At 68.9% G+C, this 25,613-nt stretch carries 21 protein-coding genes; 5 read left to right on the top strand and 16 right to left on the bottom strand.

The window, feature by feature from the left end; genetic code table 11:
- The first annotated feature begins 1 nt into the window (after position 1).
- Positions 2-439 carry a CBS domain-containing protein gene (locus tag ABL844_RS09900; RefSeq protein ID WP_184635955.1) on the top strand — a complete coding sequence of 146 codons (438 nt, stop codon included), beginning with the start codon at positions 2-4 and terminating at the stop codon, positions 437-439.
- 18 nt (positions 440-457) lie between these two features.
- On the opposite strand, the gene ABL844_RS09905 is transcribed toward ABL844_RS09900, so the two are convergent.
- Positions 458-1,147, bottom strand: a complete 690-nt coding sequence (locus ABL844_RS09905) for a GntR family transcriptional regulator (protein ID WP_418131136.1) — start codon at positions 1,145-1,147, stop codon at positions 458-460.
- A gap of 114 nt (positions 1,148-1,261) precedes the next feature.
- Here ABL844_RS09905 and araD point away from each other — a divergent pair, with 114 nt between their 5' ends.
- The 4 genes from araD to ABL844_RS09925 are packed head-to-tail and all read left to right on the top strand — an operon-like array spanning position 1,262 to position 5,910.
- Positions 1,262-2,992, top strand: a complete 1,731-nt coding sequence (araD, locus tag ABL844_RS09910) for an L-arabinonate dehydratase (RefSeq protein WP_418131137.1) — start codon at positions 1,262-1,264, stop codon at positions 2,990-2,992.
- Positions 2,993-3,035: 43 nt separating this feature from the next.
- A complete protein-coding gene (locus tag ABL844_RS09915; protein WP_369658913.1) occupies positions 3,036-3,746 on the top strand; it encodes a ribonuclease activity regulator RraA in 711 nt (236 codons plus the stop codon).
- Positions 3,747-3,782: 36 nt separating this feature from the next.
- A complete protein-coding gene (locus ABL844_RS09920; RefSeq protein ID WP_418131138.1) occupies positions 3,783-4,763 on the top strand; it encodes a Bug family tripartite tricarboxylate transporter substrate binding protein in 981 nt (326 codons plus the stop codon).
- A 40-nt stretch (positions 4,764-4,803) separates the two neighbouring features.
- On the top strand, positions 4,804-5,910 hold the full coding sequence (locus ABL844_RS09925; protein WP_418131139.1) for an SMP-30/gluconolactonase/LRE family protein: 1,107 nt from the start codon (positions 4,804-4,806) through the stop codon (positions 5,908-5,910).
- Between the two features lie 50 nt (positions 5,911-5,960).
- Here ABL844_RS09925 and ABL844_RS09930 read toward each other — a convergent pair whose 3' ends face one another.
- The 15 genes from ABL844_RS09930 to tssH all read right to left on the bottom strand — a co-directional run bounded on the left by ABL844_RS09930 (position 5,961) and on the right by tssH (position 25,609).
- A complete protein-coding gene (locus ABL844_RS09930; RefSeq protein ID WP_418131140.1) occupies positions 5,961-6,830 on the bottom strand; it encodes a hypothetical protein in 870 nt (289 codons plus the stop codon).
- A 133-nt stretch (positions 6,831-6,963) separates the two neighbouring features.
- Complete coding sequence (gene tssA / locus ABL844_RS09935) at positions 6,964-8,190, bottom strand: type VI secretion system protein TssA (RefSeq protein ID WP_418131141.1); 1,227 nt, start codon at positions 8,188-8,190, stop codon at positions 6,964-6,966.
- Entirely contained in the window at positions 8,190-12,254 is a 4,065-nt protein-coding gene (locus ABL844_RS09940) for a type VI secretion system protein (protein WP_418125176.1), read from the bottom strand. The genes tssA and ABL844_RS09940 overlap by 1 nt, the downstream gene beginning before the upstream one ends.
- A gap of 40 nt (positions 12,255-12,294) precedes the next feature.
- Positions 12,295-13,056 carry a DotU family type IV/VI secretion system protein gene (locus ABL844_RS09945; protein WP_418131142.1) on the bottom strand — a complete coding sequence of 254 codons (762 nt, stop codon included), beginning with the start codon at positions 13,054-13,056 and terminating at the stop codon, positions 12,295-12,297.
- 7 nt (positions 13,057-13,063) lie between these two features.
- Positions 13,064-14,404, bottom strand: coding sequence for a type VI secretion system baseplate subunit TssK (tssK, locus tag ABL844_RS09950; protein WP_418119721.1), 1,341 nt, complete (start codon positions 14,402-14,404; stop codon positions 13,064-13,066).
- Positions 14,405-14,463: 59 nt separating this feature from the next.
- Positions 14,464-14,940: a hypothetical protein gene (locus ABL844_RS09955; RefSeq protein ID WP_418131143.1), complete on the bottom strand. Its 477-nt coding sequence runs from the start codon at positions 14,938-14,940 to the stop codon at positions 14,464-14,466.
- Complete coding sequence (locus tag ABL844_RS09960) at positions 14,937-16,403, bottom strand: dicarboxylate/amino acid:cation symporter (RefSeq protein WP_418131144.1); 1,467 nt, start codon at positions 16,401-16,403, stop codon at positions 14,937-14,939. Before ABL844_RS09960 ends, ABL844_RS09955 begins: the two co-directional genes overlap by 4 nt.
- A complete protein-coding gene (locus tag ABL844_RS09965) occupies positions 16,391-17,125 on the bottom strand; it encodes an aspartate/glutamate racemase family protein (protein WP_418131145.1) in 735 nt (244 codons plus the stop codon). Before ABL844_RS09965 ends, ABL844_RS09960 begins: the two co-directional genes overlap by 13 nt.
- 13 nt (positions 17,126-17,138) lie before the next feature.
- Entirely contained in the window at positions 17,139-18,413 is a 1,275-nt protein-coding gene (locus ABL844_RS09970) for a dicarboxylate/amino acid:cation symporter (protein WP_126024608.1), read from the bottom strand.
- A 24-nt stretch (positions 18,414-18,437) separates the two neighbouring features.
- Positions 18,438-19,478 carry an ABC transporter substrate-binding protein gene (locus tag ABL844_RS09975; protein ID WP_418131146.1) on the bottom strand — a complete coding sequence of 347 codons (1,041 nt, stop codon included), beginning with the start codon at positions 19,476-19,478 and terminating at the stop codon, positions 18,438-18,440.
- 17 nt (positions 19,479-19,495) lie between these two features.
- On the bottom strand, positions 19,496-19,699 hold the full coding sequence (locus ABL844_RS09980) for a hypothetical protein (protein ID WP_418131147.1): 204 nt from the start codon (positions 19,697-19,699) through the stop codon (positions 19,496-19,498).
- Between the two features lie 60 nt (positions 19,700-19,759).
- Positions 19,760-20,149: a DUF4280 domain-containing protein gene (locus tag ABL844_RS09985; protein ID WP_126024611.1), complete on the bottom strand. Its 390-nt coding sequence runs from the start codon at positions 20,147-20,149 to the stop codon at positions 19,760-19,762.
- Positions 20,150-20,152: 3 nt separating this feature from the next.
- Positions 20,153-20,893 (bottom strand): toxin-antitoxin system YwqK family antitoxin, encoded by a 741-nt coding sequence (locus ABL844_RS09990; RefSeq protein ID WP_418131148.1) that lies wholly within the window; start codon positions 20,891-20,893, stop codon positions 20,153-20,155.
- An 8-nt stretch (positions 20,894-20,901) separates the two neighbouring features.
- Complete coding sequence (locus ABL844_RS09995; RefSeq protein WP_418131149.1) at positions 20,902-22,848, bottom strand: type VI secretion system Vgr family protein; 1,947 nt, start codon at positions 22,846-22,848, stop codon at positions 20,902-20,904.
- Positions 22,849-22,870: 22 nt separating this feature from the next.
- Complete coding sequence (gene tssH, locus ABL844_RS10000; RefSeq protein WP_184635983.1) at positions 22,871-25,609, bottom strand: type VI secretion system ATPase TssH; 2,739 nt, start codon at positions 25,607-25,609, stop codon at positions 22,871-22,873.
- Between the last annotated feature and the right edge of the window lie 4 nt (positions 25,610-25,613).

Below are 25,613 nucleotides of genomic sequence, written 5' to 3' on the forward strand. Positions count from 1 at the left end.
CATGTCCGAGCGCACCGTTTTCCAATCGATTTCGCGCAAGCACGTGCTCAGCGTGGCCCCGCAGGCCACCGTGCGCGACGCCGCATGCGTGATGACGCGCGCCAACTGCGGCAGCGTGCTCGTCATGGAACTTCCCGACACGCTGCTGGGCATATTGACCGAGCGCGACCTCATGACCCGCGTGCTCGCCAAGGGGCTGGACCCCGACGGCACCTCGGTGCGCGAGGTGATGACACCCAACCCGATCTGCGTGCCGCCCGAGACGCTGGTGTCCGACGCCGTGGTGCTGATGCTGGAGCGGGGCTTTCGACATCTGCCGCTGGTGGCGGGCGCGAAGGTGCTGGGCGTTTTCTCGGTGCGCGACGCGCTGCCGAGGGAGATCGGCGCGGCGGTGAGCCTGAGCGAGTTCAGGGAGCAGGTGAACGACGCGCTGGGCTGAAGCGCGGCGAGGCCCCGTTCAAGGGGTCACGTAGTCGGGATACTGCTTGCAGATTTCGTTCACCGCGCTGAGCGTGCCCGACAGGTGCTTGCGCAGCGCGGCCTGTGCCGCGTCCGGGTTCTTCGCCTCGATGGCCCGCACGATGGCGCGGTGGTCGCGCAGGATCGCCTCGGTCTTGCCGGCGGTCGGCAGGTGCAGGCGGCGCAGCCGGTCGACGTGGCCGGAGACGCGACCCACCAGGTCCCACAGACCCAGCACGCCGCCGGCTTCGTACATCAGGCGATGGAATGCGCGGTCGGCGCTGACGAAGTCGCTGTAGCGCTGCGAGTTGGCGAGCGATGCCTGCTGGGCGATGACGCCCTTCAGCTGATCGACCAGCCCCGGCGATTCTTCGATTGCCAGCTGGTGCACCAGCTCCAGCTCGATGGAGCGGCGAAGGAAGTGCGCTTCGCGCGCGGCGGAGATGTCGATGCGGCTCACCAGCGTCGCGTGCTGGGGATACACGTTCACCAGCCCTTCCTCGTCGAGCCTGAGCAGCGCCTCGCGCACGGGTGTCTGGCTCACGCCGAAACGATCGGCCAGCTCCTGCCGCTGCAGCACGGTGCCGGGGACGAGTTCGAGCGCAAGGATGGCTTCGCGCAGTTTCTCCAGCACCTGGGGCGCGGCAAGGCGGGTGCGGTCAAGTCGGATCTTCGGGGAGGCGCTCATCGCCGGCGATTGTGTCATTGACGCACTAATATACTAGTGTTTTAATTCTCGGAAAGACGCCGGCGCGGGCCGGCAAGGCCGCACCTGCAGTGCAGCGCCCATGGAGACAACCCCTTGACGAAACGCCCCTACGAATCCCTTCGCAGCGCCCGCTGGTTTGCGCCCGACGACTTCCGCTCCTTCGGCCATCGCTCGCGCGTGCTGCAGATGGGCTACAGCTACGCCGACTGGATGGGCAAGCCCGTCATCGCCATCGTCAACACCTGGAGCGACGCCAACCAGTGCCACTCGCACTTCAGGCAGCGCGTGGAAGACGTGAAGCGCGGCGTGCTGCAGGCGGGCGGCTTTCCGCTCGAGCTGCCGGCCATCTCGCTTTCCGAGAGCATGGTCAAGCCAACCACCATGCTCTATCGCAACTTCCTTGCGATGGAAACCGAAGAGTTGCTGCGCAGCCACCCCATCGACGGTGCCGTGCTGATGGGCGGCTGCGACAAGACCACGCCCGGCCTCACCATGGGCGCGCTCAGCATGGGCATTCCCTTCATCTACCTGCCGGCCGGCCCCATGCTGCGCGGCAACTGGAAGGGCAAGGTGCTGGGCTCCGGCTCCGACGCCTTCAAGTACTGGGACGAGCGCCGCGCCGGCCGCCTGGGCGAACAGGCCTGGGCCGAGATGGAGGCCGGCATCGCCCGCAGCCACGGCACCTGCATGACCATGGGCACGGCCGCCACCATGATGGGCATCGCCGAAGCCGTGGGGCTGACGCTGCCGGGTGCGTCCAGCATTCCCGCGGCGGACGCCAACCACATCCGCATGAGCGCCGACTGCGGCCGCCGCATCGTCGAGATGGTGTGGGAAGACCTGACGCCCGCGAAGATGCTCACGCGCGCCAACTTCGAAAACGGCATCGCCTGCGCGATGGCCATGGGCTGCAGCACCAACGCCGTCATCCACCTGATCGCGATGTCGCGCCGCGCCGGCCACGCCGTGAGCCTCGACGACTTCGACGCCTTCAGCCGCCGCGTGCCCGTCATCGCCAACATCCGGCCCAGCGGCGATGCCTACCTGATGGAAGACTTCTTCTACGCAGGCGGCCTGCCCGCGATGCTGGAGCGCATCCGCGGCCACCTGCGCACCGAGGCGCTCACCGTCAACGGCCGCACCATCGGCCAGAACATCGAAGGCGCCGAGGTCTACGACGACGACGTGATCCGGCCGCTTGCCAACCCCATCTACGCCGAAGGCGCGCTGGCCGTGCTGCGCGGCAACCTCGCGCCCGACGGCGTGGTCATCAAGCCCAGCGCCTGCGCGCCGCACCTCTTGAAGCACACCGGCCGCGCGCTGGTGTTCGACGACTACCCATCGCTCAAGAAGGCTGTGGAGGATCCGGAGCTCGACGTGACCGGCGACGACATCCTCGTGCTGCGCAACGCCGGCCCGCGCGGTGCGGGCATGCCGGAGTGGGGCATGCTGCCTATCCCCACCAAGCTGCTGAAGCAGGGCGTGAAGGACATGCTGCGCCTGTCCGACGCACGCATGAGCGGCACCAGCTACGGCGGCTGCCTGTTGCACTGCTCGCCCGAGGCCGCCATCGGCGGCCCGCTCGCACTCGTGCAGACAGACGACCGCATCACCGTCGACGTGCCCGCGCGCAGCGTCCACCTCGAAATCGACGATGCCGAACTCGCCCGCCGCAAGGCCGCGTGGACGCCGCCGCCGCCGCGCTACGAGCGCGGCTACGGCTGGATGTTCGGCCGCCACATCCGCCAGGCCGACGAGGGCTGCGACTTCGACTTCCTCGAAACCAGCTTCGGCAAGCCGGTGCCCGAGCCCGACATCTTCTGATTCCAACCCGATTCCACCCACTTCCAGACAACGGAGACCCCACGTGAATCCCGCCACCCGCGAGCAGCTCATGAAGGTGAGCACCGCCACCCTGTGCACGGCCCTGTTCAAGCGCGGCCTGCGCCACCAGTTCATCCAGGACGTGCGGCCACTCAACGCCGGCCTGCCCAACATGGTCGGCGAAGCCTTCACGCTGCGCTACATGCCCGCGCGCGAAGACCTGAACCAGATCGGCGTCTTCCTCGACCGCGACCATCCGCAGCGCAAGGCCGTGGAGCAGTGCCCCGAGGGCGCGGTGCTCGTCATCGACAGCCGCAAGGACGCGCGCGCCGCATCGGCCGGCGGCATCCTCGTCACGCGGCTCATGAAGCGCGGCGTGGCCGGCGTGGTCACCGACGGTGGCTTCCGCGACAGCCCCGACATCGCGAAGCTGGGCTTTCCCGCCTACCACCACCGCCCCAGCGCGCCCACGAACCTCACGCTGCACCAGGCCATCGACATCAACGTGCCCATCGGCTGCGGCGACGCGCCCGTCTTCCCCGGCGACGTGATCGTGGGCGATGCCGAAGGCGTGATCGTCATCCCGGCCCACATGGCCGACGAGATCGCCGCCGAGGCGACCGAGATGACCGCCTTCGAAGACTTCGTGCAGGAAAAGGTGCTCGAAGGCCGCTCCATCCTCGGCCTCTATCCGCCCACCGACGAACACAGCCGCACCGACTTCGCCGCCTGGCGCCAGGCCAACGGCCGCTGAGCCCGCATCGATCACAGAAATCCAAGGAGACAAGACATGCGTTTCATCCGCTTCACTGCGGCGCTGCTTTCGGCTGCGCTCTTTCCCCTGGCCGCCACGGCCCAGACACCCGACTGGCCTGCCGCCAAGCCCATCGTCTACGTCGTGCCATTCACGCCCGGCGGCTCCACCGACATCGTGGGCCGTACGCTGGCCCAGAAGCTGGGCGAGAGCCTCAAGCAGTCGGTCGTGGTCGACAACAAGCCCGGACAGGCCGGAGGCATCGGCGCCGCCTACGTGGCGAAGGCGCCGCCAGATGGCTACACGCTCTTCGGCGGAACCATCAGCACGCACGCCATCAATGCCAGCCTCTACAAGAAGCTGTCGTACGACCCGATGACGGACTTCGAGCCCGTCTCGCTGGTCGCGCGCCTGCCCAACGTGCTCATCGTCAACAGCCAGCTCGGCGTGAACTCGGTGGCCGACCTCGTGGCGCTGCTGAAGAAGGACGAGAGCAAGCGCACCTTCGCCTCATCGGGTGCCGGCACCTCGACGCACCTTGCCGGCGAGATGTTCGCCGACCTCATCGGCGTGAAGCTCACCCACGTGCCGTACAAGGGCACGCCACCCGCGCTGACCGACGTGGCAACTGGGCAGGTGCCCTTCATGTTCGACCAGGTGACGGCCGCGCTGCCGCTGGTCAAGAGCGGCAAGCTCAAGCTGCTGGCCGTGACCACCGCCAAGCGCATCGCGCTCGTACCCGACCTGCCGACCATGATCGAGTCGGGCATTCCCGGTTTCGAGATGTCGTCATGGCAGGCCGTGTATGCGCCCAAGGGCACGCCCAAGCCCATCGTGCAGCGCCTCAACGCAGAGATCGTGAAGGCGCTGCACCAGCCCGACGTGCAGGCCAAGCTTTCGGGCCAGCTCGCGATGGAACTCGTGGGCAGCACTCCAGAAGAGCTGCGCGACCACATGGCCCGGGAGATTCCGCGCTGGGCCGAGCTGGTGAAGAAGTCCGGCGCCGTCGCCGACTGAACGCCCCGGAACAACCGACAAGAACACCAGGAGACAACCGATGCAGAACAAGACGAACAACGACCGCCGCCGATTCCTCAAGACAGCCGCGGGCGCCGGCGCCGCAGCCTTCGGCACGCTCGCGGGCGCGCAGGCCTTCGACTTCAAGCCCAGCCAGCGATATCCCGACCCGGCGGTGCTGATCCTCGACCCGAGCTTCACCAGGTACCGGCTCTACAGCAGCACGCTCGAGCAACTGGGCTCCGGCATGCGCTGGGCCGAAGGGCCGGTGTACTTTCCAGAGCACGGCTACCTGCTGCTGAGCGACATCCCCAACAACCGGCTCATGAAGTACGACGAGAAGACCGGCAAGTTCAGCGTGCACAAGACCGGCGTCAACTATGCCAACGGCAACACCCGCGACCGCCAGGGGCGCCTCGTCACCTGCGAGCACTCCGTCACCCGGCGCGTGGTGCGCACCGAGAAGGACGGCCGCATCACGGTGCTCGCCGACAGCTACCAGGGCAAGCGCCTCAACGCGCCCAACGACGTCGTCGTGAAGTCGGACGACACCATCTGGTTCACAGACCCCACCTTCGGCATCAACGGCGAATGGGAGGGAAGCAAGGCCCCGTCCGAGCAGGCGACCACCAACGTCTACCGCATCGCGACCGACGGCAAGCTCACGGCGGTCATCACCGATCTCGTCAACCCCAACGGCATCGCCTTCTCGCCCGACGAGAAGAAGCTCTACGTCGTCGAGTGGAAGGGAACGCCCAACCGCAGCATCTGGAGCTACGACGTGTCACCGGACGGCACGAGCGTCTCGAACAAGACCAAGCTCATCGACGCCGACGGCCCCGGCTCGCTCGACGGCTTCCGCGTCGACCGCGACGGCAATCTCTGGTGCGGCTGGGGCCACTCCGGCGCCATCGCTTCGGAGCCCACCGACGTCGGAGGCGGCATGAAGGCCTACCTGCCCACCGGCAAGTCGGAGGAAATGGATGGCGTGAAGGTCTTCAACCCGCAGGGCAAGCCCATCGGCTTCATCCGCCTGCCCGAGCGCTGCGCGAACCTGGAGTTCGGCGGGCCCAAGCGCAACCGGCTCTACATGGCGAGCAGCCATTCGCTGTATGCGCTCTATGTGGAGGCGCACGGGGCGGTTTGAGGGGCCGCTGCCGGGCGGGGGTGCCGAGCCCGCGCCCGGGCAGGAGTGGCTCAGTTGAACTTCGAATTGTCGGAGTCGCTGGTGTAGGCGGACTTCGTGACCGCTATGGACGAAATGGCAATCGGCTGCAGGAATGTGGTCACCGTGCCCGCGTAGGTCTTCAGGGCTTCCCAGTTCGTACTGGGGTCGTATTTCGCTTCCTTCTTGCAATAGCACCACAGCTTGCAGCCCACGTGCTTCGTCTTGTGCTCCAGGATCTTGGTGTCATGAGCGGGATTGCCGGGAATCAGGAGACCCATCTCGGCAATCTCTTTGCGTGTCTTCTCCATGATCTTGTTGGTGGCCTGCGTGAGCAGCGTCTCCTGGTTGCGCTCCAGGTCCGCGATCCAGCCGTCCACCGCGTCCATCACCCTCTTGAACTTTCCCAATTCCTGGTTGAGCCTCTTCTTGCGCCGCTGAACCTGCTCGTACAGAAGAGCAAACTGGTACATGTCGTCGCATGTCTGGCCGCTGTTGTTGTAGGCCTCGATTCCCTGGTTGAGCTCTTCGAATGCATGGGCCACCTTCCAGCGGTACCTGTCCAGGTTCTCGACGGTCAGCTCCTTGATGCCGAACTTGGCCACCTCCGCGTTCGAGGCGGTGGCACCAAGATGCCCTTCATGAAGCGCGCCCCGGACCTTTCCGTTGACCGCATCGACAACCGCGCCCACGACGGACCCCACGACAGGCACCGGTATGAGGGTAAGGAACAGTTTCCCCACCCCCACGAGGGCTCCGATGCCTTTGCTGGCGCGGGATCCGCCGCTCGAGAATGCACTGCGCGTCGAGTGGAAGATGCGGGAGTGCGCGATCTGCGAGCCCATGCTCTTGTTCGCCACCTCCAGCTCGGCCTGCTTGAATGGATCTGGATTGAACGCCATGTCTTTTCCTCAAAAAATAAAACGTCGATGAATGAAGCGAAGCCATTCCGCTCAGGGTGGCATTTGCCCGAAACAGGAGCGGCTCGCGCAGGGCCATTGCCGGTTGGGGCGTCGGGCGGGCAACCCGGCCGGCTCACTCCGGCCTGATGCCCAGAATCGAGAAGTAGCGGTTCAGGTCGCCGTCCTCGCGCAACACCTCCTGCATCAACTGCGGTAGCGGCATGCGTCCCCAGGCCACGGCACGGTTCACGAGGTAGGGCGTCGGGCTGTGCGGCTCCTCGCGTATCAGGTAGGCGGCCGCGAGTTCCAGCAACTGGTAGGCCTCGGCGCGGTTGCCGATGCGGCCGCTCGCCACGGCCTGCGGCAGCGACCCGGGAGCAGGGGAGAGGGGGGTGTCGCTCATGTCGTTGTCGTCCATCGGGATCGCGGGAGGGGTTGATTCGTCCGCCATCCAGCTGGCGGGAGCTTCGGCCGGTGCAAGCGGTTCTTCTTCCTTGTCGCGCGGATCGCGCCCCTGCAGCAGGCTGCGCAGCGCCTGCCGCATGCGGGCGAGCATCTCCGTCACCTTCGACAGGCTCGGCGTATCGATGCCCAGCCGCCCGTCGAGCAGGGCTTGCAGGCTTTGCCACGCATCGGTGGCCGCGGCGACGCGGTCGTCGAGCGCGGCGAGCGCATGCAGGTCGCGCGCTGCACGGTCGAGGATGTCCTGGCGCGACACCGTCTGGGCGCTCGGCTCCTCGGCCACTTCCTTCGCTTTCGCCTTGGCGTTGCCCGCAGCGCCGGCAGCTGCCGTGCCGTACTCGCTGGTCAGCGCGCGCTGCCAGTCCCCCAGCGTGATGAAGGGCGGCGAGAAATCCGCCCACTCGAGCAGCGGCACGCGCATCAGCAGCACGTGCGCGATGGTGTCGTTGACCCACACGAAGGTGGCGGTGCGCATGTCGGCGTCGCCGTCGTCGCCGATGCGCGGATGCGCGTCTTCCCAGAATTCGCGCGCCAGCCCTTCGAGCAGGCGCGCACCGGCGGCCAGTCCGTCGATCGAATGGCGGTGCACCCAGGCCTCTGTGAGCCAGGCGGCCATCTGCAGGTCCTTGCTGCGGCGCTGCAGGACCTCGGTGCAGAGCATCTCGGCGGTACGCCAGTCGGCCTTCTTCAGCGGGCGGGTCCATTCGCCCATCGGCAGGCTGGCGTCTTCCTCGGTGCGCGCCTCGCGGATGCGGGCGCACACCGGGTCGTAGCGCAGCGGAGGGCCGGCGGGGCCTTCGGGGCCTTGCAGCGGCAGGAGAAAGCTCGCGAGGTCGGGCGCGAAACCGCCGGTGGTTTCGTCTGCATCGGCGTTCAGGGGGGGCAGCAGGGCGGCCATCAGGGCATGTTCCATTCAGGAGCGCGCGCGGGGAACGCGGCGGGCCAGATCAGGGCGTTCTTCTTGCCGGCGGGGCTGGCCGCGATGCGCAGGAACACGCGTGCGCGTCCTCCGTCGGGTGCCTGCGCGGCGTCGCCGGCCGACTGGGCCACCAGCGGAAACTCGAACTTCAGCAGCTGCGAGCGGCCGTCGGGGCGCTGGGCGGGGTCGCCTTCGCGCTGCCGCTGCGCCAGCGTGAACAGCGCCCACGGGTCGGCAAAACGGAAGCTCACGGTCTGGCCGTCGGTGATCAGCGCGTGCTGCTGCGGATCGGCGCGCGCCATCAGCGGGGAGTCCTTCGCGATGCGCAGCACCAGCGCCACCGGCGTGCCGTATTCCCAGCGCAGCGTGCGCGGCGCGTCGCGCAGCCTGAGCACCTGGTCGCCGACCTCGAAGGACCAGTCGATGATCTTGTTGCCCTCGATCTCGGCCGTGGTGTTGGCGCGGAAATCCACGCTCAGGTCATAGCCCGGTGCGGCACCTTCCTCGCTCGGGAACAGCGGCTGCAGGAAGTCGCGTGCACGGGCGAACTGCTCCGTGAAACGGCGCGCGCCCGCTCCGGGCATGCCTGCATTGCGCACACCGGCGTCCGCGCCGCGGTTCTCCTTCAGCGCGCGTGCCAGCGGGTCGAAGGCGCGCGTCAGGTCGTTCACGTCGGCCGGGTCGGCCAGCTCGAAAGCCCGTCCCGTCGCCGGGCCGAACGGATGGCGGCCCGCCAGCGAACGGTTGAAGCGGGTGGAGAACTGCGTCCACAGCTCCTGCTGGTCGCCGAACTGCAGTTCCTGGCAGCGCGCGAGCAGGGCGCTGTAGATCTGCTGGTGGCGGTCGGCGAAGTAGTCGCCGATGCGCGTCGCCGGCGCCTTGCCGGCCAGCTTCGCGCCGCAGGTCTCGCGATCGATCTCCGCGCCGGTGGTGCCCAGGAACTGTTCGAGCAGCAGCAGGCTGCTGTTCGGGTTCTTCAGGCGGTAGCGCTCCAGGTCGCGGTTGATCGCCTGCCAGCGCTGCGCGAGCACCGAGCCGGCGCCCACGCCGTCGAGTGCCGCGATGTAGCTGTCGGCCTGCTTGCCCAGCGTTTCGGTGCGGTTGAACTGCTGGCCCAGGTAGGCGGCGAGCGAGCCCACGTCCGAGACGCCGAAGGCCACCAGCATCGGCCCGCGCTCGCCGCGCCAGGCCTGGAAGTCGCGTCCGCGCATGGCGTAGAGCTCCGACTGGTTGAAGGCCTCGTCCACGGCCTCCAGGCGCTGCAGCGCGTCGCGCGAGATCATCGCGCGAAGGTCTTCGGCGCGGGAGCCGGCTCCCAGCTCGTACAGCAGCGCCTGGATCTTCACGAGGCGCTGGCGCGAGGCCTCGTAGGCGGTCGCCTGTGTGTCGATGGAGCGGCCGCCGTCGCCCATGCCGTTCGCGGCCTCGGCCACCTGGTCGACCACCAGCTGCGCGAAGTGCGCGTTCAGCGCGCTCTCGATGCCGGGGCGCAGCGTGGCCGGGAAGGCCTGCATGCCCTCGCTCATGTAGCGCTTGCGGATGTCGCCGACGGCCAGCGCCTGGTCGAGCCGGGGCAGGTCCCACACGGCCATGGTGCGCATCCCCGCGCCGGGCAGCTCGCGATCGCGCGCGGGCGCCATGAAGGGCTGCGCCAGCAGTGCGGTCAGCGCGTCGCGCAGCGCGATGCGTTCGGGCGCCAGCGCGAAGCGGCCGTCCTTGTCCTGCCACACCAGGCCTGGCTGCGCGCCGCCGAAGCGCAGGCTGAACTCGACGCGGAATTTCTGGAAGGCGTCCTGCGCGCGGTTTTTGACCGCGTCGGCCGATTCCAGCCCCAGCAGCCGGTTCTGCTCGATGCGCGCGATGGTCCGGTCATACGAAGAGCCCAGCACCAGCACCGGCTGGCGCATCCAGCCGCCCTTGCCCGATGCGACCAGGTCTTCCTGGTCCTTGATGGCGGCGATCACCTCGCGGTAGCTCGCGGTGGTGCGCGCGAAGGTGCCGGTGCTCGCGAGCGAGGGCAGCAGCCGCGCCAGCGACTGCTCCGACACCAGCAGCTCGTTGTTGACGAAGAGCCGCGCATCGAGCTGCGCGGTGCCCTTGTCGAGCGCGCAGCGCAGCGCCGACTGCACGGGCGCCAGCGGAATGGCCAGCGCATTGCCCTCGGCCGCCTGGCGGAAATAGCGCAGGTTGCGGCTCAGGTCGGCCGGCAGCTCGGCGCCCAGCGCGTAGCGCACGGCCACGCGCAGGTCGTCGGCATTTCCGGTGGCGGGCTGGCGCAGCCGTTCCACCGCCTGCAGGGCGGCATCGAGCTGCTCGACCGAGCCCAGGTAGCGCTGCAGCGCGCCGAACTCGGGCTGATCTTCCACCAGCAGGCCGTTCTTGCGCGGCGCGTCGCCGATGGTCCTGAAGCTCGGCGGCAGGCCGCAACTGGCGCCCACGATGAATTCGCCGGTCGCCTCGTCCTGCTCCACGCCACTGATCTGGCTCACGCGCGCCATCAGCTCGCGCCGCAGCGTGCTCACCGCGATGTCGCCGAACTCGCGTTCGATGCGCTCGATCACGCGCTCGTTCAGGTCGTCGAAGGGCTGCCACGAACCCGGCATGAAGAAGGAGTACGTGCCGTCGGTGCGCAGCCGTTCGTTCATGGCCAGCAGCGACAGCGCCTTGTTGCGGTACCACGCGGTCGGAATGGTCTCGCCGCGCTGCAGCGCGCGCATGCGGTACTGCGCGTCGTGCTGCAGCTGGGCCAGCGCCGGCACCAGCGTGGCGTTGTGCCGGTGCAGCTGCCAGGTCGCGACCATCAGGCCGATGCCCCAGCCGCCGAGGAAGATCACCGCCGCCCAGCGCAGCGCACGGTGCAGCACCGGGCGCGTGAGCGTCTGCGTGCGCGAAGGCCTCGTAAGGCCGTACTCCAGGAAGATCTTCTTCTCGAACAGGTCGCGCAGGAAGGCCGGCTGGCGCATCAGCTGCGCGATCAGGTCGCCGCCGATGGGCTCCAGGTCCTTGTGGCCGTAGGCGTCGTGCTGCGCATCGATGGCCGCGACCGTCTGCGCCGATTCGCCGCTGTCGCCCGTGAGGTAGATGCCGCGGAAGAAGAAGGGCTCGTGGTAAGCGCTGGGGCGCATGAGCTCGTCGACGTACAGCTGCAGCTGGCCGCGCAGCGCCTCGACGCGCGAGGGCAGCAGCAGCTGCGCGCCGGCGCCTTGCGGCTCGGTACCGGTGGCGAAGAGCTCGGCCGACACGTCAGACACCGAGCGCACCACCGTGCCCACCGCCTCGTCGACCCACGCCGGCTGGTAGGTGGTCGACAGGTCGTAGGGCGAAGACCAGCCCAGCATGCTCGCGCGCAGCGGCTCGGGCAGCGCGCTCGCGAAGGCGCTGAAGCCTTCGAGCTGCTCCGCGCCGGTCACCAGCACGTACACCGCGAAGCGCATCGCGAAGCGGTTCTGCGCGAGCCACAGGCGCCGGTGCGCGAGCTTGGCGCGCTTGGAGAGTTCGAGCCGCCCGTCGGTGCTGTCGTCCAGCAGCAGCGCGGCCGGGATGGTGATGACCACCGAGTCGAACGGACGCTGCGGCCGGTAGGCGCGGCACATGCCGAGGAACTCGTCCCACGGCTTCTCGGAGGCGTCGTCGTCATCGGGCGAGCCCAGGTAGGCGCCCTGGATGTCGATGACCACGCCGCGGTCGAAGAAGTGCCACGAGATGCCCTGCGTGGCCGCGGCCGAAGCCGACTCGGTGCTCAGCGCGCTGGCGACGCCCGACTGCTCGATGGGAAGTTGCCGGTGGTCGTCGCCCTCGTTGAGCAGCATGATCCACGGAATGCCGTAGCGGTCGGCGCGCGAGGCGATGTTGCCCTCGATCAGCTCGACCGCCTGGCGGAACGAGCTGCGCAGCGAGTCGAAGCGGATGCGCGCGACCTTCGGGTCGCTCGACGGCTTGGCGTGCGAGCGCCGCGCCGCGAAGTACAGCACCATGCAGAGCACGAGCAGCACCACCAGCGTGAGCACCGCGATGGAAATGAGGAAGAGCTGGTCGGTCAGCATCGCGACGCCCTCCGGTGAATGCTGTGGAGACGCAAGTCGTTCATCGCAGGTAGGCCCCCGATGCGTCGACGGCGCCCGGTTGCAGCACCTGCCGCACCGGCCACGACTGCCACAGCCACAGCAGCTCCGACACCGCCAGCAGCGTGGCCACGCCCAGCAGGAACAGCACCGTCCAGCGGCTCAGCGTGGGCAGCTTGCGCGGCGCGATGTGCGAGAGCGTGCTCGCGTAGGCCCGCTCCGACACCACGCGGTCGCGGCCCGAGAAGTCGGCGGGCCGCTGGTAGACGAACTGGAACAACTCCTCGCGGTAGCCGAGCAGGCGGGCTTCCTCGCCCGCGCCCCGGTACTTGCCCTGGAAGCCCAGTGCCAGCGCGAAGAGGTACAGCCGCGCGATGTCTCGCTTGGAGGGTTCGCGGCCCGACAGCAGTTCCTCGATGCGGCTGAACACCAGGTCGCCCGCGATGTTGGTGCGAAAGAGCGACGACTCCAGCAGGTGGCCCGTCCAGCGCTCGCGGCCGATCCACGGCGTGTGCAGCAGGATCTCGTCGGCCAGCGCGGCCTTCAGGTAGCGCGCGTCGGCCACGTTCTCGAGTTCGAAGCGCGAGCTCTCGCGGCGCGACTCGAGCGACTGCAGCTCCAGAAGGTTCTCCAGGTGGCGCGCCAGCGTCTGCGCCACCGTGTCGATGTCGCTCTCGCGCGATTCGGCGGTGCGGTCGCGTGCCTTCACGATCTCGTCGTAGAAGGCGCGGAACTGCCTCGTGATGTGGTCGTCGACCGCGAGGTCGGGGAGGTTGCGTGCCATGGTCCGGTCAATCCTTGATGAACAGCACGATTTCCTGCGGAGGCTGCGCGGTGGCGCCTTCGTTGGCATTGGCGATCACCAGGAGTTCGCCGGGCACGGTCAGCCCCGGGCTGGTCTGGATCGCGTAGAGCAGGTAGCCCGAGCCCGGGCGCAGGCCCAGTTCGTCGGCCGATTCGATGCAGCGGCGCACCGCGCCCAGCACGCGGCGTTCGCGCAGCGAGGGGTACGCCGACTGCGAACCGACGATGGCGCTGTCCATCCAGGCCATCAGGTCCTTGTCGGACTGCCCGCGCAGGCCCACCACGATGCGCGCGCCCGACACCCACTGCGGCTGCAGCGTGGTCTCGAAGGCGCCCTGGCGGAAGTCGAACTTGTGCTCGCGGTACTCCTGGCTCACCTCCGACACCGCGTCGCGCAGCGCCAGCAGCAGCGGCTGGAACACGCGCGAGGGGTCGGCGTGGTCGTAGTCCATCGGCACCGGCGGCACGCCCCCCGGGCGCAGCAGGCTCAGCGAGGCCAGCAGCGCACAGAGCGACCAGTACATCGGCAGCGGATGCAGGTGCGGCGTGCGCATCACTGCCTCCGCATGCGGCAGGCCCGACAGCAGGCTGCGCAGCCGGTCCTTCAGCTCCAGGTGCGCGAGGCGGTCGTCGATGCGCGAGGAGGGCACGGCCGTCTGCTTGGCCACGAAGGCCGCCTTGCCGCGCAGCTGGCCGAGCAGGGCGGACGCGGCCGTCCACAGCGGGTTGTCGCGCGCCACTTCCAGCAGCGGCGGCTGCGCGTCGCCAAGCTTCACCACCTCGTTGTCCTTGAAGACCTGGCCCAGGCGCAGGTGCACGTGCGTGCCGGGCGGCACAGCGCCGGCGCTGAGTGCCAGGCGCGGCAGCATGCGCGGGATGTTCGCGGGCTCGGCGTCCGACACCGCATCTTCCACCGGCGCGCCGGCCACCGAGCGGAAGCGCACGGTCGCGGCGCGGTGCCGGTTGGGCGTGGTGACGGGCAGGGTGAGGTAGATGTCCAGCGGCTCGTTGGCCAGCCGCTCGGCGTAGGGCGCGAGCGAGAGTTCGAGCGCGCCGTGCGCGGCCTCGGCGGCGGAGAACTGCACCGCGGTGCCGTCCGGCAGGATGGCTTCGAGCACCAGCACGCGCAGCAGGCCGGCGGGCAGCAGGCCCTGGTCGAACACCAGGCGGCGCACGCCCCAGGCGAAAGGCGCGGCGGCCAGCATCTGCCAGGCGACGAGAGTGTCCATGCGCGCGGAGAACTGCTGGAAGTGCTGCGGCGACAGCAGCATGCCTTCATGCCACTCGACGCGGTCGGTGATGGGGGCGGCGCGGTGCAGGTCAGACATGGCGTTCTCCCGCGCGGCTGTATCGAAGTTGTTTGTTCACTTGAAGGGATCCGGGTTGTTCAGCGTGCCGCGGCCGACACGTCGAAGCTCTGTGCATCGAAGCGGGCAACGATCGAGCCCTTGAGGTCTTCCACCCGGATGCGGTTGGCACCGGGCGTGGTGTAGTTCGCGAAGACGAGCACCGCTGCCACGCGCGGCGAGCCGATGGCGCTGGCGGGCACGCGAATCGTCTGGCCCGGCACCAGCTCCCACGAGAGGTACGACAGGCTCTGCGGAAAGGTCTTCTGCAGGTCGGCGCGTGCGCCGAACCACTTGGCGGCCGTGAGTTCGGTGACGCGCGCGAGCATCGCGTCGTCGAGCACCATCACCACGTCGACCGCGACCGGGCTGTTCTGGTTGGCGCCGGGCGCGGCCGAGAGCGTGAGTTCGTTCCAGCTCACGCGCGTGCCCTTGGGAAAAAGGCTGCCGCATGCGGCCAGCTGCGCGACGAGCAGCAGCGCCGCCATCCGCCTGAGAAGGTTCTTGGTCCGGTTCATCGCGAAATTCCTGTGTTCGCCGTGGCGGGTGAGGCGTGCACGGCCGCCGGCTGCGCCTGCCGCACGCCCACGGCGATGCCCATCAGCATGATCAGCACCGAGGCCAGCACGCTGCAGCCCGCGAGCAGCGCGACGTGCCCGCGCGCGAACACGAAGCGCAGCGGCTGGGCGGGCTTGACCTCGACGGCCGGCGCCGCCACGCGCTCCGAAGGCAGGCCGGCCGACACCACGGAAATCAGCGCGCAGGTGGCCAGCAGCGTCAGCACGTTGCGCGGGCCCTCGCAGATCAGGTCGATGGCCAGGAAGAGCGCGAGCGCGGCCTCGATGGGCAGCTGCAGCATCGACAGCACGATGCCCGCGTAGCCCACGTTGGTCATGCTGTTGTTGCCGGCCGAGGCGAAGGCCGCGATGGTCGCGCCGATGCCGATGGTGGCGAAGTCGGCCGGGACCAGCGTGCGGTCGTAGAGGTTGGCGACGAACAGCGCCGCCAGCACGTAGTAGAGCGCCGAGCCCGCGCGCAGGAACACCGAGGCCGTGGGCACCACCAGTTCGACGATGCCGCGGCTGAAGCCCAGGCGAGCGCTCATCGCCTCGATGGTGTGCGGAATGCTCGCCGTGGTGCTCGACGACATGAGGCTCACCAGCATCGGCGTCTTCAGGTGCTGCAGCACCTCGGCCAATGGCTGGTTGCCGCGCCGGTGGATCACCGCGATGGCCGCAGTGCCCAGCAGCGCCACCAGCACCACGAAGTGCAGCAGGAAGCCGCTCATGGCGCGGATCGTCACCGCGTCGGTCTGCGACAGCACGTGCGCCGACATGCCGAAGGCCACCACCGGCAGCAGGATGTTGGCGCGCGCGATGATGAGTTCGAGTGTGCGGTAGATGCCCTCGAACATGTGGTTGAGCGCCGTGTGCTGAGTGCGCGCCAGCGCCGCGAAGGCGAGCCCGAAGAGCAGCGCGCACGAGAGGATGCCCAGCGAGCGGCCTTCCGCCAGCACGCGGAAGAAGTTGTCGGGCAAGAGCGTTGCCCTGGGGCGCTCGATGGGGGTGGCCTGCGTGCCGCTCTCGTGCAGCCGCATCTCGATGTCGCCGCCGTCGCCGGCGCGTTGCACGAGCTCGCCCAGGTGCTCGCGCGAAGCGGCGTCGAGCTGCGTGCCCGGCGCGTTCACCCAGCCCAGCGCCAGTCCGATCGCCGCGCAGCTGGTCACCAGCAGCAGCGCCAGCCCCGCGATCATCAGGATGCGCCGACCCGGAAAGGGCAGCCCCATGGTCTGCCTCAGGCCGAAGAAGGTGGCCACCACCAGCAGCGGAATGGCAGCCATGCTCACGATCGACAGGTAGACCTGCGCCACCGCATACGCCACGTCGCCCGTCACCGGCAGGTACACGCCCGCGAGGCCGCCCGCCGCCATGCACAGGAGCAGGGCGAACAGGCTGTGGGACATGCGCGTCAGGAAACCCATGTCGGCTTGTTCCATCCCTTGTCGAGAGCGAAGGCGACCGTGGCGCGGGCCAGTTCCAGCGAGCTGTCGACCAGGGCGAGGGGCGTGTGCTGCGCGGCATGAGCGGCCTGCGCTGCGATGGGCAGCTCGGTGCAGCCCATGATCACCGCCGTCGCGCCCGTGGCGGCCAGCGCCTCCAGGGCGCGCCCGAATGCGGCCGCGCCGGCCTGCACGTCGCCGCCCTTCACGGCGCGGATGCAGGCGTCGACGTGGTCCTGGCCGGTGGAGGCATCGGGCACGAGGAAGTCGATGCCGCGTTCACGCAGTGCATGCTGGTAGAAGCCGGAGGCCAGCGCGCCGCGCGTGGCGAGCACCGCCACCCGTAACGGCCGGTCTTGCGACGCCGTCGCGATCGCGGCCACGCACGACTGCGCAATGTGGATCACCGGCGCGCGGCTGTGCGCCGCGATCTGCGCGTACCAGTGGTGCGACGAGTTGCAGGGGATCGCGATCACGCCCACGCCGGCGTCGTTGAGCACGTCGATGCCCGCGAGCAGCGCGTCCAGCGGATCGGGGCCCGTGCCCAGGATGGCGCTGGAGCGGTCGGGCACATGGGGCAGGTTCGCCACGATCACCGGCAGGTGTTCCTGGTCGCGCGTGGCGGGAGTGAGCTGGATGATCTTGTCCATGAAGTCCACCGTCGCCGATGGGCCCATGCCGCCGAGAACGCCGATGCGTGACATGAAGGCGCGCTCCCTAGATCTTCAATGGCCGCGGGCACACGACGGCCACGGCGGCCGTGTTGCCGATGACCAGCACCAGCGTGCGCAGCATGTCGCAAACCGGGTCCACCGCCAGGAACAGGATGAAGGCCGCCTCGAAGGGCAGGCCCAGGTAGGTGCAGGTCATGCCGATCAGCGACACCGTCACCAGCCCCGTCATGCCGGCGGAGGCGAAGCCGGCGAGCACCGAGGAGGTGAGCACGATGCCGATCTCCACCGGCGAGAGCGAGCGCCCGTAGATCTGCGCGATGAAGAGCGTGGCGCACACGTAGTACACGACCGGCCCGATGCGCAGCAGCGACACCGTGAGCGGCACCAGCAGTTCCACGCGCGAGCGCGCGAAGCCCAGCCGCGTGACCAGGCTCTCGATCATGATCGGCATGCAGGTCGCGCTGCTGCGCGTGGCCAGCGCCAGCGCGAAAGGGCCGCGCAGGGCGTTGAGCGTCTGGCCCAGCGTGCCGTTGGAGCGCTTCCAGATGATCACCGCCGCCACGGCCAGCAGCAGCGCCGACACGACGAGAAAGGCGACCACGAAGGCGCCCATCGCCTTCAGCGGCTCGATGCCGGTCTTGCCCAGCTGCGCCGCGCTCATGCAGAACAGCACCGCAGGCAGCGGAAAGCTCAGCCAGCGCATCAGCGTCTGGCAGGCGTGGTAGACGGTCTCCAGCGCCTGCGTGAGGCCGTCGGAAATGCGCGTGGGCACGTGTCCCACCGCCAGGCCGAAGAGTAGCGCGAACACCAGCGTCTTCAGCGTGTCGCCGTTGGCAAGCGCCGAGAAGATGTTGGCGGGCACCAGGCTCACCAGCATGTCGGCGAAGCTCGCGGTCTTCTTGACCTCGTCCACGCCGCGCAGGTTCATGGCCGTGTCGCTGGCGCTGAGGTCGCCGCCCACGATCTGGCCGAAGGTATGCATGGTGCTGCTCGGCAGGTTCTCGCCGGGGCGAAGAATGAGCAGCGTCGCCGCGCCCGCGATGGCCACGAAGGCCGAGAACGCGAGGAACACCAGCGCCACGCGGCCCAGCAGGCTGGCCGTGCCACCGTCGCGAAACAGGCGCTGCAGGCTGAAGATCACGGCCGAGACCATGAAGGGCAGCGTGATCATCTTCAGCAGGTCGACGTAGATGTCGCCCACGAAGGCCAGCGGCGTGGCCAGCAGCGGCGCGAGCATGCCGAAGGCGACACCGGCGCCCAGGCTGATGATGACCACCCAGGGGTTGAGGACGAAGGCGTAGATCTTGGAGGTATTCATGATGGTTCGGGCGTCCTGTGCGGCTCAGCGGTCGAGTGCCTGCAGCACCTTCTGGATGTCCAGCTTCTCGGCGCGCTGCGCGAGGAACTGGTTGACGTAGGCCAGCAGCGTGGTGTCGGTAACCGCCACGCCGATGCCCAGCGTGTCCTCCAGGTCCTTCAGCGTCACGGTGCGCAGCACGAGCGAGACGGTGGGGTCGGCCTTGAGCACGCGCTTGACCTCGAACTCGTCGCGGTAGGCGCTCACGATCTCTCCCTTGTTCACGGCCACCAGCACGTCGTTCCAGGTGGCGTACTCCTGCACCTTGGCGTGCGGGAAGTTGGTGCGCGCGTAGTCCGCGAAGGACGACTTGGCGATCACGCCGATGCTGCCGTCGAAGTTGCGGATGACCTCCGGCAGCGGCCGTCCGCGCGAGAGCTGGGCGAACTTCACGCGGTTGAGGATGAGCGAGTGGTTCAGCGTGAGGTAGGAGTCGCTGAAGGCGATGGTCTGAGAGCGCGCCAGCGTGCGCGACAGCTTGCTGATGGCCAGGTCGGCCTGGCCGTTGGCCAGCAGGTCCACCACCGCGTTGAAGGTACCGGCTTCGCGGTTGAAGCGCAGCTTCACGCCCAGTTCCTTGGCCAGCGACTGGGCCAGGCCCACCTCGAGCCCGGTCCACTGGCCGCTGTCGTCGAAGAAGAAGAACGGCGGCGTGTCGACCTTGAGCATGGCCACCACCAGTTCGCCGCGCGTCACGATGCGGGCGATGTCGGGCGCGAGCAGCCGGCCGTCGGGAACGCGCACGAGACCGTTGACGAGCACGGGCGGCGTGGCGGAGGCGGTCGGTTCGACGGCGAAGGTGGCCGCCGGTGCCGCAGGAGCCGCAGGCGCAGCGACGACGGGCGTCGCTGCCGCGGCGGGCACCGCGGTCGCGGGCGCGCTGAGCGTGCCCTGCACCACGGGCCTTTCGCCCGCCGCGAGCGCGCCGATGCCGGTGCAAAGGCCGGTGAGCGCCAGCAGTGTGGGAAGGGCAAGGCGGCGAAGCGCGTTGTGCATGCCCGTGAGGTGTCGTGCGTTGTTCGACATGCTTGGAGTCGGTTTGGTCATTGGGTGGAGGCCGCGGGAGCGGGTGCCTGTGCGGGTGCCGGCGCGGCGGAAGGGGGTTGCTGCTGCGCCGGTGCAACCGCGGCGGGCGCCGGCAGCGGCGCGGGCGCCAGCAGCTTGCCGATCTCGATGCCCATCAGGAACAGCAGGACGCACAGCAGCACCAGGCAGGCCGCCGTGATGGCGACCATGCGTGAACTCATCGTGAAAACGTATTGGGACATGGGGTGGTCGGGCGTGCCGTTCGTTGGTCGTCGTTCGTGTCAGGGAACCATGGAGGTGAATTGCCCCGGCGCTGCCACCTGGATCACGCCGCCCCAGTTGCAGGCGAGCTTGGAGCTGTCCTGCAGCGCGGGCATGTTGCCGACCAGCACCGTGGGCGAGCCCGGCGCCCATGGGGCGGCCGTCACGGGGATGCAGGGCATGGGCGTGAAGGCGCCGAGCGCGGCGGCGGTGGCCGCGGCCACCATCGGGTTCGACATGCTGTTGCAGGTGCCGAAGGGAAGGATGTTGACGATCGGCTTGTTGTCCATGATGTTGGCCGCCGGCACGCCGCCGGTGACCACGCAGCTCGCGGGCAGCACCACGAGGCTGGAAGGCGCGGCGCCGAAGCTGCACTGCAGCGTGGCTCCCATGCAGACGTGCATGCCCATGGCTCAGCTTCCCCTCACGAGTTTTTCCAGGCTCTTCATGAAGCCCGGTGACGCGGCGGTTTCCACGATCTCGCGGCCGGCCTGGTCGAAGCGGCGCGCATTGCCGTAAGGCTTGCCCTGGCGGTAGGCGATCTCTTCCATGAGCTGACCGTTGGGCCAGAAGCGGCGCAGCGGGCCGTGCAGCACGTTGGCCACGTAGGTGGACGACTGCGCCACGCCGCCGCCCGGCGCGTAGTCGACAACCTCGCCATCGAGCAGCCCGGCGCGGTAGCGTTCGCGCCGCAGCATGCGGCCTTCGTGGAAGTAGCTGGCCTCGCCTTCGAGGCGGCCGGCCGCGTAGGGCAGGCGCGCGGTGACATCGCCTGATTCGGCATACGCCACCGCCTCGCCGTGCAGAACGCCGCGCACGTGCTGCTGCGTCTGCATCAGCTTGCCGGTGGGGTAGTAGGTGCGCGTGATGCCCTCGGCCACGCCGCCAAGGCGCTGCGTTTCCTGCAGCAACTGGCCGCGCTCGTCGAAGAGCCGCATGGCGCCGTGCGGCAGGCCGGCCTGGTAGGAGGCGTCGAACGCGGGCTTGCCCGGGGCCGAGAAGACCTGCATCGGCCCGTGCGGCAGATCGCCCACGAAGGAGGCGCGCACCACCGTCTGGCCGGCATCGTCGAGCGTCTCGCGCACCACGGCGGCGGGAAGCGCGGCCGGCAGCGCGGCGATGTCCTTGGCGGGGAGGGAGGAAGGAAGTGCCATGGCGCCGCTCAATTGATCTTCACCAGCCCGCCCTTGAGCGTGACCATGCCGCCGCCTTCGACGGCGTTCATGCCCGAGGCCTTGCTGCTGATGGAAGGCGCCTCGTTCGAGAGCGTGGCGCCGCCCTTGGCCGACAGCGCCACGCCGGCTTCGGCCGCGAAGTTCATGCCGGCGTTGGCGCCCAGGTTGGTGCCGGCCTTCAGGTCCAGCGTCTGCGCCGACTTGATGAGCAGCGTGCCCGTCACGTCGATCACCAGGTTGCCCGTGACCTTGAGCTCGTAGTTGCCCGTCACCGTCTGCGTGAAATTGGCCTTGTTGTCGTGTGTCTCGTTGCCGGTGACGTCGAGCGCGCGCGTGCCCTTCACCGAGTGGGTCTCGTTGCCGGCGTCGACCTTGACGGTGCGATTGCCCTTGGTGACGGTGTGCAGCTCGTTGCCGGCCATCACCGTGGTAGTGAGGTCGTTCTCGATTTCCACGCGCATGTCCTTCTGCGCGTGCATGTAGAGCTCCTCGGAGCCCTTCTTGTCCTCGAAGCGCATCTCGTTGCCGGCTTCGCCGGCCTTGGTCGAGCGCGAGCGGATGGTGCTTTGCGACGAACTGCCCGGCAGGGCGACCGGCGTGGCGTGCGTGCCGTTGTAGACGCTGCCCGAGACCAGCGGCCGGTCGGGGTCGCCGTCGACATAGCTCACGACCACCTCCTGCCCGATGCGCGGCAGGAAGAGCGCGCCCCAGCCTTCGCCGGCCCACATCTGCGAGACGCGGATCCAGCAGGAGCTCTTCTCGTCCTTCCTGCCAAGGCGGTCCCACGGAAACTGCACCTTGATGCGGCCGTGCTGGTCGGTCCATATCTCCTCGCCCGCGGGGCCCACCACCCGCGCCGTGTGGCTGCCTGCCACCACCGGCCGAGGCGTGATGCGAGGCGGGCGGAAGGGCATGGCCGGGGGCAGGGTCTCGAAGCTGTTGCCGTAGTGCTCCAGGTCGGCGTGGTGCCGCACGCTGTGCACCATGTGCTGCGCGTTGAGGTCCGCGCGCGGATGCTCCTCCAGCGTGAAGGTGGTGCCCGGCGTGAGGTAGTGGCAGTGGCTGTCGCCGCGGCCCGACTGGCTGCGGCTGCGGTATTCGTCCAGGCGGATGCGTGCGCGCGGCTCGCCCGCCGAGATCGCCACGCGCGAGGGGTATTCGTAGTCGGTGCCGCGCCCGGTCTCGGCCTCCTGCTTCTTCAGCAGGCTGGTGTCGGGCGTGAGGAAGTCGTAGTCGTCGACCTCCTGGCCCTTGGTCACCAGCCGGGCGTCGGATTCGAAGCGCGTGACGGCGTGGGCATGCGCGAAGCCTTCCTCGGCGCTGCGCACGACCAGCTTCTCCGCATTCGGGCAGGTGGTGCATGCGGAATTGCTGTCGGCCAGCACCAGCGTGTGCGCGCCGTCCGCGAAGGTGAAGAAGTAGAAGATGCCTTCCTCTTCCATCAGCCGCGAGACGAAGTCGAAGGCCGTCTCGTCGTAGCGCACGCAGTATTCGCGCGGTGCGTAGGTGCCGGTCAGCGAGAGCCTGAAGTCCACGCCGAAGTCGCCGAGCACCTTCTGCACGATGTCGGGCGTGCTCAGGTTCTGGTAGATCACGCGGTCGCGGCCCAGCGTGAGCAGCCACATGCGCGGCACCAGTTCGAGCGTGTAGGTCGCGAAGTCGCGGTTGCTGCCCAGGTAGGTGAAGCGCGAGACGATGCCGTTGAAGAAGCGGCTTTCCTTCTCGGGTCGCTGCAGCACCACCGTGGCCGAGGTGCCTATCAGGTCCGCGGCCTGCAGCGTGCTGTTTGGCGAGCGCATGGTGAGCGAGCACGCGAACAGCTGCGACAGGCCCTCGGTGGCCTGGAAGGCGTCGAGCAGCAACTCGTCCGGCCCGAGCGCGGTCTTCACCGTCAGGAAAGCGGCGTGCTGGGTGAAGCCTTCGCGCATGTTCATCGCTTGTTCGTCCCGATCCGGCTCAGCTCAGCGTCGACGGCTCGAAGCCGAAGGCGAAGGCACCGTCCGCGCCCACGCTCATGTGCACGCCGGTGAAGGCCGCGGCCATCGAGATGCGCTCCAGCACCTGGCGCGACAGCTCGGGCAGCACCGCGTGCGCGAGGATGTGGTCGATGTTGCGCGCGCCGCTGTCCACCTCGGTGCAGCGCGCGGTGATGGCGTCTTCCACCTGCTCGTCCCAGGTGAAGCCGGCGTGGTGGTTCAGCGAGAAGCGCCGTGCCAGCTTGCCCAGCTTGAGGGCGACGATGGCGCGGATCTGCCCGTCGCCCAGGTGGTGGTAAGGCACCAGCGCCAGCCGGCCCAGGAAAGCGGGGCTGAACTGCTTGAGCAGCTCGGGGCGCAGGCGCTCCACCAGCTCCTCGGGGTCGGGCCGGCGCCCGCCCTGCGAAGCCTGCGTGATGACGTCCTGCGCGGCGTTGGAGGTCAGCAGGATCAGCGTGTTCTTGAAGTCGATCGGCACGCCTTCGCCGTCTTCCATCGTGCCCTTGTCGAACACCTGGAAGAAGAGCTCCAGCACGTCGGGGTGCGCCTTCTCCATCTCGTCGAGCAGCACCACGCTGTAGGGCCGGCGGCGCACCGCCTCGGTGAGCACGCCGCCGCGCCCGTAGCCCACGTAGCCGGGCGGCGCGCCCTTGAGGCTGGAGACGGTGTGCGCTTCCTGGAACTCCGACATGTTCACCGTGATGACGTTGCGCTCGCCGCCGTACAGCAGGTCGGCCAGCGCGAAGGCCGTCTCGGTCTTGCCCACGCCGCTCGGGCCCACCAGCATGAACACGCCCACCGGCTTGCCGGGGTCGTCCAGGTCGGCGTGGAAGGTGCGGATGCGCCGCGAGATGGCGTCGAGCGCGTCGTCCTGGCCGACCACGCGCTCGGCCAGCTTTTCCTTCAGGTTGAGCACCGTGTGCAGCTCGTCGGTCATCATCTTGCCGACTGGGATGCCGGTCCAGCCCGAGATGACCTCCGCCACCATCGTGCCGTCCACGCAGACGGGCACCATGGGTTCGTCGTTCTGCAGCGCCTCCAGGCCCTTCTCCAGGCGGCGCAGCGCGGCGGTGAGCAGGGCGGGGTCGTTCTCCTCGTCGGCCGGCGGTGCGTCGCTGCGCAGGCTCTCGGCGATCTTGCGGCGCAGCGCGACGATCTCCATCACCGCGTGCTTCTCCTCGTCGACCTTGTCCGAGAGGCGCTTGTGTTTCTGGCGCAGCGCGTCGAGCCGCGCCGAGAGGGTGGCGATGGCTTCCTGGCGGTCGCTGCCCGTGGCCGCTTCATGGCGCAGCACGCGCAGCTCGCTCTCGCCGGTGGCGATGTCGCGCGCGGCCGATTCGAGCTCGGCCGGCAGCCCGTTCTGGCCGATGGCCACGCGCGCGCAGGCGGTGTCGAGCACGCTGATGGCCTTGTCGGGCAGCTGCCGGCCGGTGATGTAGCGGTGCGAGAGCTTGACGGCTTCGCGCACCGCGTCGTCGACGATCTCCACGCCGTGGTGCTTCTCCAGCGTCTCGACCATGCCGCGCAGCATGTCGATGGCGACTTCCTCGCTGGGCTCTTCCACCTTCACGACCTGGAAGCGCCGCGCCAGCGCCGGGTCGCGCTCCACGTATTTCTTGTACTCGGCCCAGGTGGTGGCGGCGATGGTGCGCAGCTCGCCGCGTGCCAGCGCCGGCTTGAGCAGGTTGGCCGCGTCGCCCTGGCCCTCGGCGCCGCCCGCGCCGATGAGCTGGTGCGCCTCGTCGATGAAGAGGATCACCGGCGTCGGCGATGCCTTGACCTCGGCGATGACCGACTTGAGCCGGTTCTCGAACTCGCCCTTCACGCCGGCCCCGGCCTGCAGCAGCGCGAGGTCGAGCGAGCGCACCGACACCTGGCGCAGCGCGGGCGGCACGTCGCCCTGCACCACGCGCTGAGCGAAGCCTTCGACCACGGCCGTCTTGCCCACGCCGGCCTCGCCGGTGAGGATGGGGTTGTTCTGGCGGCGGCGCAGCAGCACGTCGATGATCTGGCGGATCTCGCCGTCGCGGCCGCGGATCGGGTCGATGGCGCCGTCGCGCGCGAGCTGCGTCATGTCGACCGTGTACTGGTCGAGCGAGGGCGTGGCCGAGCTGCCGCGGCGCGCGGTGGGCATCTGCATCGCGCCGGCTTCGCTCGCCGGCCGTGGCGCGGCAGGCTGGTTCGCGGCGGGTGCGGAGGGTGCCGATGCGATCGGCGCGGCGGCCAGCGCAGCACCCGCCGCATCTTCGGGAGAAGACTGCAGCAGGCCCGCGAGCTCGTCGCGCAGCGAGCCGCGCGGAATCTGCAGCAACGCGGGCGCGGCATCGACCAGCCGGCCGCGCAGGCGGTCGACCTCGAGCAGTGCCAGCATCAGCGTGCCCGAGCGCACGTGCTGCTGGCCCAGCAGCATCGAGCTCATGAGCCAGGCTTCCTGGAAGAGCGGTGCGAAGTCGGGCGCGAGGCTGGGCGTGCGGCCGTTGCCGCGCTTGAAGGTGTCGAGCGACTTCTGCAGCTGCGCCTGCACCGTGTCGGGCCGGATGCCGAAGCGGCCGAACACGAGGCGCAGGTCGGGCGCCTCGTTGTCCACCAGCTTCATCAGCAGGTGCTCGATGTCGACGTTGTAGTGCGTCTGCTGCACGCACAGCTCGGCGGCCTGTTCCATGGCGCGCTTGCATTCCGGGTTGAGCCGGCCGAGCAGGGTGCGGATGTCGATGTCCATAGGA

The sequence above is a fragment of the Variovorax sp. 278MFTsu5.1 genome (assembly GCF_048305045.1).
Taxonomy (GTDB): Bacteria; Pseudomonadota; Gammaproteobacteria; order Burkholderiales; family Burkholderiaceae_C; genus Variovorax; species Variovorax guangxiensis.